A 14314-nucleotide genomic window follows, 5' to 3' on the forward strand; every position below is an offset into this window, starting at 1 on the left:
GATGCAAGGGAGCTTCATAGATGACGAACACCAAGACTATCCCCGCCACGCTGATCGCCGGCGATGGCATCGGCCCCGAGATTATGGATTCGGTGGTCGAAATCCTCGACGCGGTCGACGCGCCGTTCGCCTGGGAAGCCCACCTGGCGGGCATGGCCGGCGTTGACGCCGTCAACGACCCCCTGCCGAAGCAGACGATCGAAAGCATCCGCAAGACAGGTCTGGCCATCAAAGGCCCGCTCACCACCCCGGTCGGCGGCGGCTTCAAGTCCATTAACGTCACGCTGCGTCAGGAGTTCGGCCTTTATTCGAACCTGCGTCCGACGAAGTCGATCATTCCGGGCAGCCGCTTCGAGAACATCGACCTTGTGATCGTCCGCGAGAACCTCGAAGGCTACTACGCGGCGATCGAGCATGTGATCCCGATGGACGGCGATCCGCGCGCCATCGCGATGAGCGGCGGCTTCCTCTCCCGCAAAGAGTGCAACCGCATCGTCCGCTTCGCCTTCGACTACGCCCTGAAAAACGGCCGCAAGAAGGTGACGCTGGTCCACAAAGCCAACATCATCAAACAGATGTGCGGTCTGTTCCTCGAAGAAGGCCGCAAGGTCGCGGAAGAGTACAAGGGCCGCGTCGAGGTTGACGAGCGTATCGTCGACGCCTGCGCGATGCAGCTCGTCACAAACCCGTGGCAGTTCGACGTTATCGTGACGACGAACCTGTTCGGCGACATCCTCTCCGACCTGACGGCCGGTCTCGTCGGCGGTCTGGGCATGGCCCCGGGCGCGAACATCAGCGAGAAGGCGGCGATCTTTGAGGCCGTCCACGGCTCCGCGCCTGACATCGCGGGCAAGGGCGTCGCAAATCCGCTGGCGCTGCTGCTTGCCGCCGTCATGATGCTGCGCCACGTCGGACGTCAGGATCTGGCCGATCGCATCGATGCAGCGATCGCCAAGGTCATCACCGCCGGTGAAGTTCGCACCCGCGATCTGGGCGGCACTGCCGGAACGAAGGATCTGACCGCAGCGCTGAAGCAGGCTGTGTCCTAAGCTTCTTCGCCACGGCCAAGCCTATCCTGAAACCGCGTCGACATGTGTCGACGCGGCTTCGTCGTATACGGAGTCTATTGTCGCATCACCGGCCATGGACGGCCAAACAGATGAAAATCAAGCATATTTACCTGACGGTTACGCTTCCGTGACAGGCTTTCGCCATATAAGCGACACGGAGCCTAAAGTCAGTGAAGACCGCCCACGGGCTCGCCGGATCATCGCGTAGACGCCTCACGCGCGTAACGTCCGCCAGTTCCGAAGATCGTTTTCTTTCGCCGATGCTGGCTCCACGATTTGCTCTGGACACCAAAACGCTTCGGGGCGCCGACCTTCACCTCGATATCGCCGGACTGACCGCGCGCAGCGCACAGCGAAAACGGCGCGACGCGTTGTGGGCCTCCATAGTTGAAAGCGGCTGTTCCATCGCCGCGCGACTTCCGCCTCACTGTCGCCTTGCGCTGCCGCTCGACTCAGTTGAGACGCCACCTGACGTCCTGATTCTTCATCTGGCGACCTCACTCATCGCCACGAAGCTGGACGCCTCACGGCTTGAACTCGAATTTGGTGAAAACACGCTCGCGTCTGAAAACGACGCCCTGTTCTACGCTTTGGCGGCCCTGCGTGACCTCGGCGTGGGATTGGTGTTCGCCGGGCTGGGCGCGGGCGTGACCAGCCTTACCCTTCTACGAGACCGCGCTTTCACCGGTCTGCTCAGCGCTCTGAAGCTCGACCGGCAGATTCTCCTGCGACCTCATACCGTCGCGGAGGCGGAGCCCCCGCTCATCCGCGCCATCGTCCGATTCGGCGCCGACTTCGGACTCACGACCCGCGCAGACGGCGTTGATTCCCCTGAGACGCTCGCCTTTCTGACGGATGTCGGCTGCGCCGAAGGACGGGGCGCGGCGCTAGGGCATGCCGAAACTGTGCCCTGCTTCCTCTCCACGCACGGGTTCGGCGACAACGCGCACGACGAAGGTTGACGCCACACGGCGGACACTGGACAGGGCGAAAGACGCTCTCTATCCCCGCCGCCCATGAACGACATCGCATTCTCCGAAAAGACGCGGATCGGGATCGACTTCGGCACGACGAACAGCGTCGTTGTCATACGTCAGCCCGACGGCTCAACACGCACCGCAAGCTTCAAAAGGCCGGACGCGACGTCTGCGGAGACATGCCGCACTCTGCTGTGCTTTTGGCACGAGGAAAGCCAGGGCCGCTCGACGCGCCAGCACGCCATTGGCGCGGAGGCGATCGAAGCCTATCTCGACGATCCCGCCGAGAGTCGGCTGATCATGTCGATGAAGTCGTACCTCGCACAGGCGAGTTTTCGCGAGACTCAGATATTCGGGCAGCGGATGACCCTTGAAAGTCTGATCGCCTCGTTTCTGCGCGAGTTGATGGCGCAGGCTGGCGTCTCCCCCGATTCCTGCGCAGTGACGGTCGGTCGGCCGATTCGCTTCGTCGGAGACGGCGCGGACGACGCGCTGGGTGAACGCAGATTGCTCGAGAGTTTCTCGCAGGCCGGCTTCACCGACGTCTCCACCCTTTTGGAGCCTGAAGCCGCCGGGTGGAAATTCGCCCAACGTCTCACCAGCCCCGCAACAGTTCTGGTCGCCGACTTTGGCGGAGGCACAAGCGATTTCTCCGTCATGCGCTTCGATCCCACGTCCGGGAAGCCGCCCGAAGCTCTGGGTCACGCTGGCGTGGGACTTGCCGGGGACCAGTTCGACTATCGAATCATCGACCACATTGTCTCGCCGCTGCTCGGTCGTGACAGCGTCTATCGCGTCATGGGCGGCTCTCCGCTGCCTGTCCCCATCGAATGGTACACCGCTCTGGCGCGCTGGCATCGGCTGTCGCTGATGCGCACCCCCAAAACTCTCAACGACATGGCGGAGGTAGCGCGCGGCGCCGCCGAACCGGAATTGATTGCGCGACTGATCGAACTGGTTCGCGAGCAGAATGGACAGACCCTTTACCGCGCCGTGTCCGACGTCAAAAGCGCACTGTCCTCTTCCGACCGTGCGACCCTGCGCTTCAGTCAGAAAAATTTCTCCATTGAGCAGGAAGTGACGCGCAAGGCGTTCGAGCAATGGATCGCCCCCGATCTTGCCCAATTTGAAGACGGCGTCTCCCAGGCTCTGGCCCGCGCCCAGATCGATTCGGACGGTATAGACAGAGTGTTCATGACAGGCGGAACGTCCTTCGTTCCCGCCGTCCGGGCTTTGTTCACACGTCGTTTCGGAGAGGAGAAGGTCGAACTGGGCGGAGAGTTCGTCTCGGTTGCGGAAGGGCTGGCTCTGGCGAACCACGCGTAGCCATTCCGAAAGCCCGCCTTATGCACAACGGTGACTGGCGCCGGACGACGGTTGCCAAGGCCGAACGGCGCGGGCGAGATTGCCCGCCATGAGACTCGCCGCCCGACTTCGCTCCCCCCTCCTCCGCCGTTACGTTCTGGCGCGGAGACCTTCGAATCAGGGTCCATCAGACCTGAACTTTTCCTGCCGCAACGGTAAAAGTCACGTCGATCTGGACCAGAGCGCCCTGGCGCGAATCTCGCCGCCTCGCCGCGATCGATGCAGAAGCATCCCGGCTAAAGTCACTACGCACACGAACAACTGGTCTCCGATCAAGTGGCTTTCGAGCCTGTGGCTGCCTGACACGCGCTCACGGGCGTTTCCCTCTCCGGACGCCTTGGCGCTACTCGCCAGCGCCGCAGTAGCCGCACTGGCGCCGACAGACCTCCATGCCGTGCCTATGCCAACTGCGCCCGAGGCCTCAGCAGCAGACCTCACACCTATTTTTACCTCCAGCACCCAGCTTTGGGACGCGGTAGTCGCTCTGCCCGATGGCCGCGTGGCGTTGCAGGCTCCACGTTGGCTCGGCGGAAACGGCCCGCAACTCAGTATCGCCCGCGAGAGCGAAGCGCCCGCAGCGTATCCGAACGCTTTATGGAACGCCGTTGACGGTCCCGTGGAAGAACATTTCGTGGCTCTGACCGGCATAACGCTCGCGCCGGACGAACACCTGTGGGCAGTGGACAGCGGCGTTCCCGATCGCGAAAAGCCGCCAAGCGCCGGCGCGCGCCTGATCGACATCGACACGCGCAGCGACAGCGTGACGCGCGTGTTGTCCATCGACCCCGCCGTGCTGCGCCCAGGCAGCATCCTCGGCGGCATCGCTATCCACGGACGGACGGCCTACGTGCTCGACTCCGGCGTCGCCGGTCTTCTCGTCATCGATCTGGGAAGCGGCGTCGCGCAGCGTTTCATGGACCATCACCCTGCGCTGACTGCAGGGCGGCCGATTCAGGCGAAGGACGGCGTAGTCGCGGCGCCGGACGGGCGCCCTATCGCCATCGACGCGAGCCTTATCGCCATCAGCCCCGATGGAAAATGGCTCTATGTTCAAGCCTATTGCGGACCGCTCTATCGCGTGAACACCGCATTGCTCGACGATCCTGCGTCCACTGGAGCAGCGTTTCAGGAAGCGGCGACGCTTTGGTACAAAACCGGCGCTCTCGGCGGACTGGCGGTTGGCCGCGACGGAACCCTCTACTGGTCAGATACCGGCACAGGCAGCGTCGACAGCTACACGGCCGGCCGCATCCCGCATCACCTGATCACCGACCCTCGCCTGACATGGCCGGGCGGCCTTGCGCTCGCGCCCGATGGCCGCCTCCTTGTCCCGGCGGCGCAGCTCGATCGCGCCGCTCGCTTTCACCAGGGACACTCGACAATCGTGTGGCCGGAAACAGTGTACGCTCTTCGCACCCCGGCGGACGCGACCTCCGACATCCTGCGTAAATAGGACGCCGCCGCCTATTCGCGGGCGAGACCAGACGGGTTATATTGGACCCATGCGTTATCTCTCGACCCGCGGACACGCGCCTGTTCGCTCCTTCTCCGACGTTCTCCTCGCAGGCCTCGCCGACGACGGCGGGCTCTACATGCCCGAAAGCTGGCCACAGTTTTCCGCCGATGAGTGGCGCGCCATGCGCGGCCTGCCTTACCCGGAACTCGCCGCCCGCGTTATCGCGCCCTTCGCTGAAGGCTCAATCTCTTACGAGACCCTGCTCGAATTGTGCCGCGACGCCTACGCGCGGTTCGATCATGCCGCCATCGTGCCGTTGGTGCAGGTCGAAGACGGCCTGTTCGTGCAAGAGCTGTTCCACGGCCCGACGCTTGCCTTCAAGGACATGGCGATGCAGTTGCTCGGGCGGCTGTTCGACCATGTGCTGACTGAGCGCGACGAACGCGTAACCATCGTCGGCGCGACCTCCGGCGACACAGGCTCTGCTGCGATCGAGGCTTGTCGTGGCCGCGACCGGCTGACCGTCGTGATTTTGCACCCGGAAGGCCGGACGTCCGAAGTTCAGCGTCGGCAGATGACGACCGTGCTGGACGCAAACATCGCGAACATCGCGGTGGAGGGCACGTTCGACGACTGCCAGGATCTGGTGAAGGCGATGTTCGCCGACGCCCCGTTCCGGACGGAGATGCGCCTTTCGGCCGTCAATTCGATCAATTGGGCAAGAATTGCGGCCCAGATTCCCTATTACGTCTACTCCGCCCTCGCGCTCGGCGCGCCGGACCGGGAGGTGTCGTTCGCCGTTCCGACCGGCAATTTCGGCAACGTGCTCGCCGCTTGGGCCGCGCGCCAGATGGGGCTGCCGATACGGCGCCTCTGCGTCGGGTCAAACCGGAACGACATCCTGACCCGCTTCCTCAACGCGAACGACATGTCGACGCGAGAGGTCGCGCCCAGTCTGTCCCCATCAATGGACATCCAGGTCTCTTCGAACTTCGAGCGCCTGTTGTTCGAACTTCTGAACCGCGACGCCGCAGCATGCGAGCGTCTAATGACCGGGTTTAGAGCGACCGGCAAAATGGACGTGCCGGACGAAGTCTGGAGTTCTGCGCGGGAGCTGTTTTCCGGTCTCGCCCTTGACGATCAGGCGACTGAAACCGAGATTCAGAGGCTCCACAGAGAAAGCCTCTACCTCGCCGACCCGCATAGTGCGATCGGCGTCGCGGCGGGCCGCAAATATCGGGAGGCAGGCTGCCCCACGGTCGCCATGGCGACCGCACACCCGGCGAAATTCCCAGACGCCATGCGGGCCGCCATCGGCGTCATTCCGGCGCTTCCTCCTGCGCTCGCCGATCTCTACGAACGGGAGGAGCGTTATCGCGTCGTCCCCAATCGCCTTGACGTCGTGGAAGACGCCGTGCGGATCGGCGCCCTGCACAACGCCCGTTGATTTCCCCGAAGCGGCGCGCCGTTTTTTTCAGGATCACCATGACCGACCCTATTCAACAGACCCGCCTGTCTTCCGGCCTGACCGTTGTCACCGAGCGTATGGAGCGCGTCGAAACGGTGTCATTCGGAGCCTATGTCGCGACCGGCACCCGTAACGAGCGTCAGGAAGAAAACGGCGTCTCGCATTTTCTCGAACACATGGCGTTCAAGGGCACGGCCACCCGTTCGGCGGTGCAGATCGCCGAAGAGATCGAGAATGTCGGCGGACATATCAACGCTTACACCGCGCGGGAGCAGACGGCATATTACGTCAAGCTGTTGAAGGGCGACCTCGCTCTGGGCGTCGACATCATCGGCGACATCCTGACCCATTCGTCGTTTGAAGCCGAAGAAGTAGAGCGTGAGCGTGGGGTCATCCTGCAGGAAATCGGGCAGGCCAACGACACCCCCGACGACATTATCTTCGATCATTTTCAGGAAACGGCGTTTTCCGCACAGCCCATGGGCCTGCCCACCCTCGGCACCGAGGACCTCATCCGCGAGATGAGCCGCGAGACGCTGATGTCCTATATGCGCACGCACTACACGCCCGAGAACATCGTGGTCGCCGCCGCAGGCAATCTCGAGCACGAACGCGTCGTCGATCTCGTCGCGCAGCATTTCGCGGATCTACCAACCTCAAGCCTGCCTCCACGCCTGCCCGGCCTCTATACGGGCGGCGAATTCCGCCGCGAGAAGGACCTCGATCAGGCGCATATCGTGCTGGGCTTTCCGTCAGTCGGCTACGGCGACGACGACTATTACCCGGCGCTCCTGCTCTCGACCCTGCTCGGCGGCGGCATGTCGTCGCGACTGTTCCAGGAAATTCGCGAAAAGCGCGGACTGGTGTATTCTGTGTATTCGTTCAACGCGCCGTTCCTCGACAGCGGCCTGTTCGGCATCTACGCCGGAACGGGAGAGAAAGAAGCAAGCGAGCTTCTTCCCGTCACCATGGCCGAACTCCGCAAGGTCCAGCGTGAGGTCGGCGAAGGCGAACTGGCCCGCGCACGCGCGCAGCTCAAATCCTCCTTGCTTATGTCGCTGGAAAGCACGGGCAGCCGTTGCGAGCAAATCGCTCGGCAACTCCAGATTTTCGGCCGCCTCATCCCAATCGACGAAACCGTACGCAAGATCGACGCCGTGACCACGGCCGACGTCTGCCGCGTTGCAACGCGAATATTCGGCGGTTACCCGACCCTGGCCTCCATCGGTCCCGTAAGCGGCGTGCTTTCGCTCAGTGCGCTTCAGGAGCAACTCGCCGCATGACCAACGCGCCTCTCGACCTCGCCTGTGACCTTGTCGCGCGCGCGAAGAAAGGCGGAGCCGACGCGGCTGACGCCGTATTTATCGGCGGAACGTCGCTGGGCGTAGGCGTCCGCTACGGCGCTACTGAAGAATTGGAACGGTCGGAGACGACCGACCTTGGCCTGCGCGTATTTCTTGGACGTCGCGCAGCCATCGTCTCGACGTCAAACCTCGATCCTGCCGGCTTCGAAGCGCTTATCGAGCAGGCTCTGGCGATGGCCCGCGTCTTGCCCGAAGACGCTCACGCCGGTTTGCCGGACAGCGCAGCGCTGATTGGGCGTATCGATCAGAACGATCTCGATCTTGTCGACCCAACTGAACCAGCGGTTGACGCGCTTCTTGACCGCGCGCGCGCGGTCGAAGACGCGGCGCGCGCCATTGGCGGCGTAACCAACACCTCAGGCGCCAGCGCAAGCTGGGGCCGTAGTGAAGTGGCGCTGGCGAGCACTCTTGGCGTCGCCGGCCACTACGCCCGCACGAGCCATTCCATGTCCATCAGTGTGCTGGCGGGCGAAGGCACTGACATGCAGCGGGATTACGATTACGATTCCGCCGTACATCTCAGCGATCTTGGTGACCCTACCGCCGTCGGCACTAGCGCAGGCCGCAAGGCAGTGGCCCGTTTGAACCCGTCGCGACCGCGCACCGGCGCATTTCCGGTCGTTTTCGATCCACGCATCTCAAACAGTTTCCTGGGGCATCTGAGCGGCGCGATCAACGGGGCTTCGATCGCACGCGGCACATCCTTTCTCAAAACGAAGCTTGGTGAGCGTATTTTCGCGGACGGCGTCTCCGTCATCGACGATCCGACGCGCAGGCGCGGCGCGCGCTCTCGCCCGTTCGACGGTGAAGGCCTTCGCTGCGAGACGCTGTCGCTTGTCGAAGACGGCGTCCTGCAAACCTGGGTGTTGGACAGCCGAAGCGGCAGACAACTCGGATTGCGTAGCAACGGCCGTGCTACGCGAGGGGCGTCCTCTCCTCCATCGCCGGGATTGACCAACCTGTTCTTTACGCCGGGACAGGAAACACCCGAAGCATTGATGTCCGATATTCAGGAGGGCCTCTACATCACTGAGATGATGGGTTCCGCCATCAACGGCATTACCGGCGATTACAGCCGTGGCGGCGCAGGTTTCATGATCCGCAATGGACAACTGGCCGAACCGATTGCCGAATTCACAATCGCCGGCAATCTTTTGGACATGTTCGCCCGTATAAGATTGGCCAACGATCTTCGTTTCCGCTTTGGTTCGGACGCTCCTACCCTGCGGATCGACGCGCTAAGCGTGGCCGGAGCCTGAGCTTCCAGGGACAGACGTCCTGTTCGCAAGTACATGCGAACAGGACGTAACGTCTTACCGGACGCTTGCGCCCCTGTGATCGCGAAGCTCTCTGTTTAATTCCTGAGGAGACCTCCACTGTTCGCCTTTTCCCGCCGCAGTTCCGCCCTCGCGGCAGCGCTTCTCGTTCTGGTGTCCATCTCACCGTCAATGGCGCGTCCGGGCGGCGGCGGATCAATGGGAAGTCGAGGCGGCAGGACCTGGTCCGCGCCCGCGCCGACCCGCACGGCGCCGTCGGGGGCCATGCCTATGGACCGCACCATTGCGCCTCCCGCCTCCCCCGGTTCCGCCATTCCTGGCTACGGCGCGCCCTACAGGAGCGGCGCGTCCTCAATGATGGGCATGCGACACCCGTTTCTGCGCGCTTTTGCGGGCGGGATGCTCGGCGCAGGGTTGTTCGGTCTGATCACAGGCCACGGTTTCTTCGGTGGAATCCACGGCCTTTTCAGCTTTATCTGGTTTCTCCTCCAGATCGCCGTAATAGCGCTCATCGTGCGCTGGCTGTTCAGGAAGTTTGTCAGTCGTCGTGCTTCGGCGCCGTCCCCTTTCGGCGCCTCCCCCTTCTCAGCGACCAGGAACGGTGGCAGCGCGCCTCTCCAGATAAGCTCCGAGGATTATCAGGCCTTCCAAAGACTGCTGCTCAACATTCAATCTGCGTGGAGTCAGCAGAATATTCGTGCGCTGCAAGGTATGGCGACGCCCGAAATGGTTGGGTATTTCAACGAGCAACTCAGCGGACTGACCAGCCGTGGCGAGCGCAATATCGTCTCTGACGTCCAATTCATTCAGGGCGATCTGGCCGAAGCATGGTCGGAAAACGGGTACGATTACGCCACCGTAGCGATGCGCTACAGCCTGATCGATCTTACGACGGATATGACCGGACGTGTAGTCGAAGGCAGTTCGACTGAACCGGTGACGTTGACCGAACTCTGGACATTCATTCGACCGTCACGCGGCGGCGCATGGCTTCTGTCGGCGATTCAACAAACACGGTAATTTTTTGCACTTATCCTGCCACCCACAATTGGCAGGATAGTTGTTAAAGTTCGGCGCGCCTTATCTCTTCAGACTCTGGCGGCCTTACATCTATCTGCAGCGATAGCTTGCCGCTTAAGGTCCCTGATTGCGGGGCTGCGGCGATCCTGCAAGCTGTCGTCGCTCACTGCTTCAATAGTTTTCGTTTTGAACATTTGAAGACCACAATGCATCGGAAGATAAAGCTTTCGGGTGCGAACTCCAGGCGTAGACGGTCACGCGTTTTATCTTCCCGGACGTCCCGTCTCTGATAAGAGATTTTACTCAGAAAAACTCCTACGTTCAGTTCACCGCGCCATGTCACGCCAACATGTATTCCGCTTTCCGCGCGGGCATATCCAGATCCTTGCCTTGAAAATTATCTACGCCCTAATTCCGACTTGGCGCCCCCGACTTCCGAAGGCGGAGGATCATGGTCCCACTCGTCAGCAATTTCTTTGAGACGGCGGGTAATTTCATTTTTTTCTTTATTGAAACTGTATTGCTTCGATAGCTTGGCGACGAGCAGAGCCGCTTCCAGAACGAACCACCCCAATCCGGCAGACAACCACGCTGTAATTGGCACAACAGGGTCCGTCAAAAGACGAAGCGCCGTGTCGACCGATCCCTCTGAAAGCCATAATTGGTACATGGGACTGATTGCCGCCGCGAATTCATACGGCAACATCATCCTCACGAGCGCCTGATTCTGCGATCGATCAAAAAAATACGCTACAATCAGAGGAAGAAACAAAACCACCGCCAGGAGTAAATAGCCCGGCAGCCATGCGAGCGCCGCGCCGCAGGCCAATCCATGGACCCATTTCATGGAGTGCCCCATCCGGGCCGCAACGGTCACGATATAACTTCCAGACACAGCGATCCAATAGCTGCCAGAGCGCCCAGCGCCGTCGCCACCTGCAGCATTTCCGCGCGAAGTGTCGGAGACACATCAGGCAGTTTTTTTCCCAATGCGATCTGCTCCTGCGTCAAGCGACGCATTTCGTTTTGAGCGACGAGCCAGTCCGAGCGATCTTTCGCGACCGAGCGCGGATCCACAACAACCTCCGCCATACGCGCAAGATCTCCGCTTTCCGCAGCAGCAGCCAGTTCCTCCCCACGCCGGGTTCGCGTGGTCCGATTGCGCCACAACTTCAGAGATGGCGTCAGATGCGGGAGAATTTTTCGTGCAACCCCTAAAAGAGGCCCGGTCTGGTATCTCGACTGCATCTGAGCGAGAAGAGCCAAATCCTTCAACCAAGGCAAATAGCCATCGCCGCTTTCGTTCCCGAACTGCTCAATCAGGCCGCTACGATCTCCCCGGGCCAAAAGGAAGGCGGTCATCTGGCGATCAAGAAGCCCTCTCGTCCCAGACGTCGTCGGTGTGAATTCACCATTTAACCATTGCAAGAGCGCCCACGCGGCCGACAGTCGCTTTCCTGCGCAATCCGGCGATAGACAGGACTGACCGGGATTGAGCAAATAAGTCAGCCTGCCAATATCGGCCACTCGCTCCACGCGCCCATTGTGCAGGGCTGCGTGCACAGTCTGCGCGGCAATATTTTGGCCCGTAATCGAAGTCGCTTGCGCAAAGCGCAATAGGCCACCTGCCTGAGCCGCCTCCAGTATCAGTCTCGGAAATTCAGGGCCGGCCTGCACACCACCGGACATGAGTGAAGCAGTTGCAATCATGCCGATGGCGTCTATCCAAAACCATTCACCTTGCCAGTGCAGCGGCAAGCTCGGATCAAGAACCGCGATGATCTCCATCAAGACAGAAGGCGACGGGGCGGCATCCTCCGTCATCGTCAGTTCCTTGCCTATCGCGGTCATCCGAGCGGCAACCGCCGTCAACCCGAGTTCATGCGTCAACCAGCGCTCAATCACACCGCGCCGCACGAGATTGGCTAGCGCGATAGGATTCCGAGCGCCATGCCACGCCAACGCGCGGGTCGTTCGCACCTGCGCCGACCCCACACGAATTGGGGCGTCTGCTGAAACCTGCTTTCGTGCTGTGAAAGCTTTCCGTTCAGAAACATTCAATAAATCCGCTGGCGCCGGACGGGCGTCCGGGTCATCCGCCAGCATCGCGGCCAGCAGCCCGGCGACTTCGGGCGAAAGAGAAAGATGACCGGCAAGGACGTCGAAGCTTCCTCGAAGAATACGCTCTTCTATATTGGTGTCTGGGTGCGTCGGAGACTGAAGGCCGCTGCCTCCCCCGAGCAACCAGACCGAAAGAGCGCCCAGTGAAAATACGTCATCCGCGATCGTGCCCGCCCCACGTGCAGCCGGAGAACATAGCAAAGATGACAGTGGCTCGAATTGGCCTGGCTGAAGGAATGCAGGGGGAGCGGCGAGGCCAGGTCCCAGCTTTACGGGCGCCCGCCCCCCTGGGTCGAAGACGTTATCAGGCCGAATTGCCCGGTGCGTTATTCCCGCAGCGTTATATGCATGAAGAACCGCGGCGATGGGCTGTATCACCCGTTCGAGAAGCGCGCTTTCCGACCAGCCCGTGTTCTGCGAAAGCGGCGCCCCGTTCGGTGCGTCGCAAATTATCCAGATCGAACCGCTGGCTTCATCCACTGCATGGGCCGCGAGAAGATGGGGCGAGCGGACGCGCGCCATCTGTGACGCTTCGGCGCGGGCTGGCTGAAAGGCCGGTGGAGCGAGCGCGACAAGGGTCGCCTGTGCGGAAAGTGCATCTTTGACCGCATAAGCCGGACACCCGGCCAGATCGGGCAGACGCCGAGTGGCGTCGATCACATAGCGATCTTCAACTGTGATGCGATCGGAATCGGCGCTACGGCCGTCGCCTGTATCTGGGCTAAAGTCGTCCTCCGCCATACTGCCCTTCGCGTCTTTAACAACGCGATGGACTGTAAGGCGGCGATCTTAACAGAGTGCTTATGCTACGGAGCAAACGCCGCAACGTTCACCCGGGCATTACTTCATGCGTCAAACGGGTCGCGCACCAGAATCGTGTCGTCGCGCTCGGGACTGGTCGAGAGCAACGTCACCGGAGCCTCGACCAGCTCCTCAATACGACGAACATATTTCACAGCCTGCGCCGGAAGATCCACCCAGCTCCGGGCGCCCTTCGTCGAACCAGCCCACCCCTCGATCGTCTCATAGACAGGCTTTATGCGCGTCTGCGCTGCTGAGCCGGGCGGGAAACGGTTAATGACCTCGCCGTCCAGTTCATAGCCGACGCAAACACGAATTTCTTCCAGCCCGTCCAACACGTCCAGCTTTGTCAGGGCAAGGCCGCCGACCCCGCCAACGCGAACAGCATGACGAACAAGCACGGCGTCGAACCAGCCGCAGCGACGCGGACGGCCTGTCACGGTGCCGAATTCATGTCCACGCTCTCCGAGCCGACGACCGATATCGTCATGCAGCTCACTCGGAAACGGCCCCTCGCCCACGCGCGTCGTATAGGCCTTGGCGATGCCAAGCACGAAACCTGCCGCAGACGGTCCCATTCCCGAGCCCGTGCCGGCGTTCGAAGCGACCGTGTTGGAACTGGTGACGAACGGGTATGTGCCGTGATCGACGTCGAGCATGACCGCCTGAGCGCCCTCGAACAGGATCCGACGGCCAGCCTTCCGTTCGCTTTCAAGAAAATCCGCGACCGGCGCCATGAACGGCAGAACCCGAGGCGTGAGGCGCTCAAGATGTGCGATCAGATCGGCCTTTTCAAAGGTCGGGGCGCCCAGCCCTGCGAGAAGCGTGTTGTGATGCAGCAGAAGCTCGTCGAGCTTCCAGTCCAGCGTCTCAGGTTCAGCCAGATCGCAAAGCCTGATCGCGCGGCGCGCCACCTTGTCTTCGTACGCAGGGCCGATCCCGCGCCCGGTGGTGCCGATCTTGCGATCACCACGAGCCGCCTCACGCGCACGATCGAGAGCACCATGCACGGGCAGGATCAGCGGCGCGCTCTCCGCGATCTTCAAGGTTTCCGGGGTGACGTTCAGTCCCTGCGCGGTCACCCGGTCGATCTCGGTCAGCAGCGCTTCAGGATCGACGACGACGCCGTTGCCGATGACGCCCATCTTGCCGCGCACCAGCCCCGACGGCAGCAGCGACAGCTTGTAGACCTGATCCCCGACCACCAGCGTATGGCCAGCGTTGTGACCGCCCTGGAAGCGCACGACGACATCGGCGCGGCTGGCCAGCCAATCGACGATCTTGCCTTTTCCTTCGTCACCCCACTGGGCGCCGATGACGGTGACATTGGACATGACGCAGTTTCTCCGCGATGTGCTCCCGTCCCTTCAGGGTCGGGTGGATACCGGCGTCGCC

Annotated in this window: 11 protein-coding genes; 8 read left to right on the top strand and 3 right to left on the bottom strand. The window is 61.7% G+C overall.

The window, feature by feature from the left end:
- The first annotated feature begins 20 nt into the window (after positions 1-20).
- From G442_RS0101220 to G442_RS0101255, 8 genes are all read left to right on the top strand, one after another.
- The gene (locus G442_RS0101220; protein ID WP_026396518.1) at positions 21-1049 is read left to right on the top strand and encodes an isocitrate/isopropylmalate dehydrogenase family protein; all 1029 of its coding nucleotides are present in this window, start codon (positions 21-23) and stop codon (positions 1047-1049) included.
- Positions 1050-1240: 191 nt separating this feature from the next.
- Positions 1241-2032: an EAL domain-containing protein gene (locus G442_RS20310; RefSeq protein WP_051291787.1), complete on the top strand. Its 792-nt coding sequence runs from the start codon at positions 1241-1243 to the stop codon at positions 2030-2032.
- Between the two features lie 54 nt (positions 2033-2086).
- Positions 2087-3373, top strand: a complete 1287-nt coding sequence (locus tag G442_RS0101230; RefSeq protein ID WP_026396519.1) for an Hsp70 family protein — start codon at positions 2087-2089, stop codon at positions 3371-3373.
- Between the two features lie 88 nt (positions 3374-3461).
- Entirely contained in the window at positions 3462-4865 is a 1404-nt protein-coding gene (locus tag G442_RS20315; protein WP_246789283.1) for an L-dopachrome tautomerase-related protein, read from the top strand.
- Positions 4866-4914: 49 nt separating this feature from the next.
- Positions 4915-6315, top strand: a complete 1401-nt coding sequence (thrC, locus tag G442_RS0101240; protein ID WP_026396520.1) for a threonine synthase — start codon at positions 4915-4917, stop codon at positions 6313-6315.
- A gap of 38 nt (positions 6316-6353) precedes the next feature.
- Entirely contained in the window at positions 6354-7619 is a 1266-nt protein-coding gene (locus tag G442_RS0101245) for a M16 family metallopeptidase (protein ID WP_026396521.1), read from the top strand.
- Positions 7616-8959, top strand: coding sequence for a TldD/PmbA family protein (locus tag G442_RS0101250; protein WP_026396522.1), 1344 nt, complete (start codon positions 7616-7618; stop codon positions 8957-8959). The genes G442_RS0101245 and G442_RS0101250 overlap by 4 nt, the downstream gene beginning before the upstream one ends.
- Before the next feature lie 189 nt (positions 8960-9148).
- The gene (locus tag G442_RS0101255; RefSeq protein ID WP_051291788.1) at positions 9149-9997 is read left to right on the top strand and encodes a Tim44 domain-containing protein; all 849 of its coding nucleotides are present in this window, start codon (positions 9149-9151) and stop codon (positions 9995-9997) included.
- A gap of 397 nt (positions 9998-10394) precedes the next feature.
- Here G442_RS0101255 and G442_RS20320 read toward each other — a convergent pair whose 3' ends face one another.
- The 3 genes from G442_RS20320 to G442_RS0101270 form a co-directional block, all read right to left on the bottom strand.
- On the bottom strand, positions 10395-10874 hold the full coding sequence (locus G442_RS20320; RefSeq protein ID WP_146882073.1) for a hypothetical protein: 480 nt from the start codon (positions 10872-10874) through the stop codon (positions 10395-10397).
- The gene (locus G442_RS0101265; RefSeq protein WP_026396524.1) at positions 10871-12859 is read right to left on the bottom strand and encodes a serine/threonine-protein kinase; all 1989 of its coding nucleotides are present in this window, start codon (positions 12857-12859) and stop codon (positions 10871-10873) included. Before G442_RS0101265 ends, G442_RS20320 begins: the two co-directional genes overlap by 4 nt.
- Positions 12860-12963: 104 nt before the next feature.
- A complete protein-coding gene (locus G442_RS0101270) occupies positions 12964-14253 on the bottom strand; it encodes an adenylosuccinate synthase (protein ID WP_026396525.1) in 1290 nt (429 codons plus the stop codon).
- Positions 14254-14314: the final 61 nt, after the last annotated feature.

The sequence above is a fragment of the Acetobacter nitrogenifigens DSM 23921 = NBRC 105050 genome, from assembly GCF_000429165.1.
Lineage (GTDB): Bacteria > Pseudomonadota > Alphaproteobacteria > Acetobacterales > Acetobacteraceae > Acetobacter > Acetobacter nitrogenifigens.

Excerpts from the sequence above, each read along its gene's own strand:
- G442_RS0101220 (WP_026396518.1), top strand. The coding sequence starts at position 21 with ATGACGAACACCAAGACTATCCCCGCCACGCTGATCGCCGGCGATGGC.
- G442_RS0101230 (WP_026396519.1), top strand. The coding sequence starts at position 2,087 with ATGAACGACATCGCATTCTCCGAAAAGACGCGGATCGGGATCGACTTC.
- G442_RS20315 (WP_246789283.1), top strand. The coding sequence starts at position 3,462 with ATGAGACTCGCCGCCCGACTTCGCTCCCCCCTCCTCCGCCGTTACGTT.
- thrC (WP_026396520.1), top strand. The coding sequence starts at position 4,915 with ATGCGTTATCTCTCGACCCGCGGACACGCGCCTGTTCGCTCCTTCTCC.
- G442_RS0101245 (WP_026396521.1), top strand. The coding sequence starts at position 6,354 with ATGACCGACCCTATTCAACAGACCCGCCTGTCTTCCGGCCTGACCGTT.
- G442_RS0101250 (WP_026396522.1), top strand. The coding sequence starts at position 7,616 with ATGACCAACGCGCCTCTCGACCTCGCCTGTGACCTTGTCGCGCGCGCG.
- G442_RS0101255 (WP_051291788.1), top strand. The coding sequence starts at position 9,149 with ATGGCGCGTCCGGGCGGCGGCGGATCAATGGGAAGTCGAGGCGGCAGG.
- G442_RS0101265 (WP_026396524.1), bottom strand. The coding sequence starts at position 12,859 with ATGGCGGAGGACGACTTTAGCCCAGATACAGGCGACGGCCGTAGCGCC.
- G442_RS0101270 (WP_026396525.1), bottom strand. The coding sequence starts at position 14,253 with ATGTCCAATGTCACCGTCATCGGCGCCCAGTGGGGTGACGAAGGAAAA.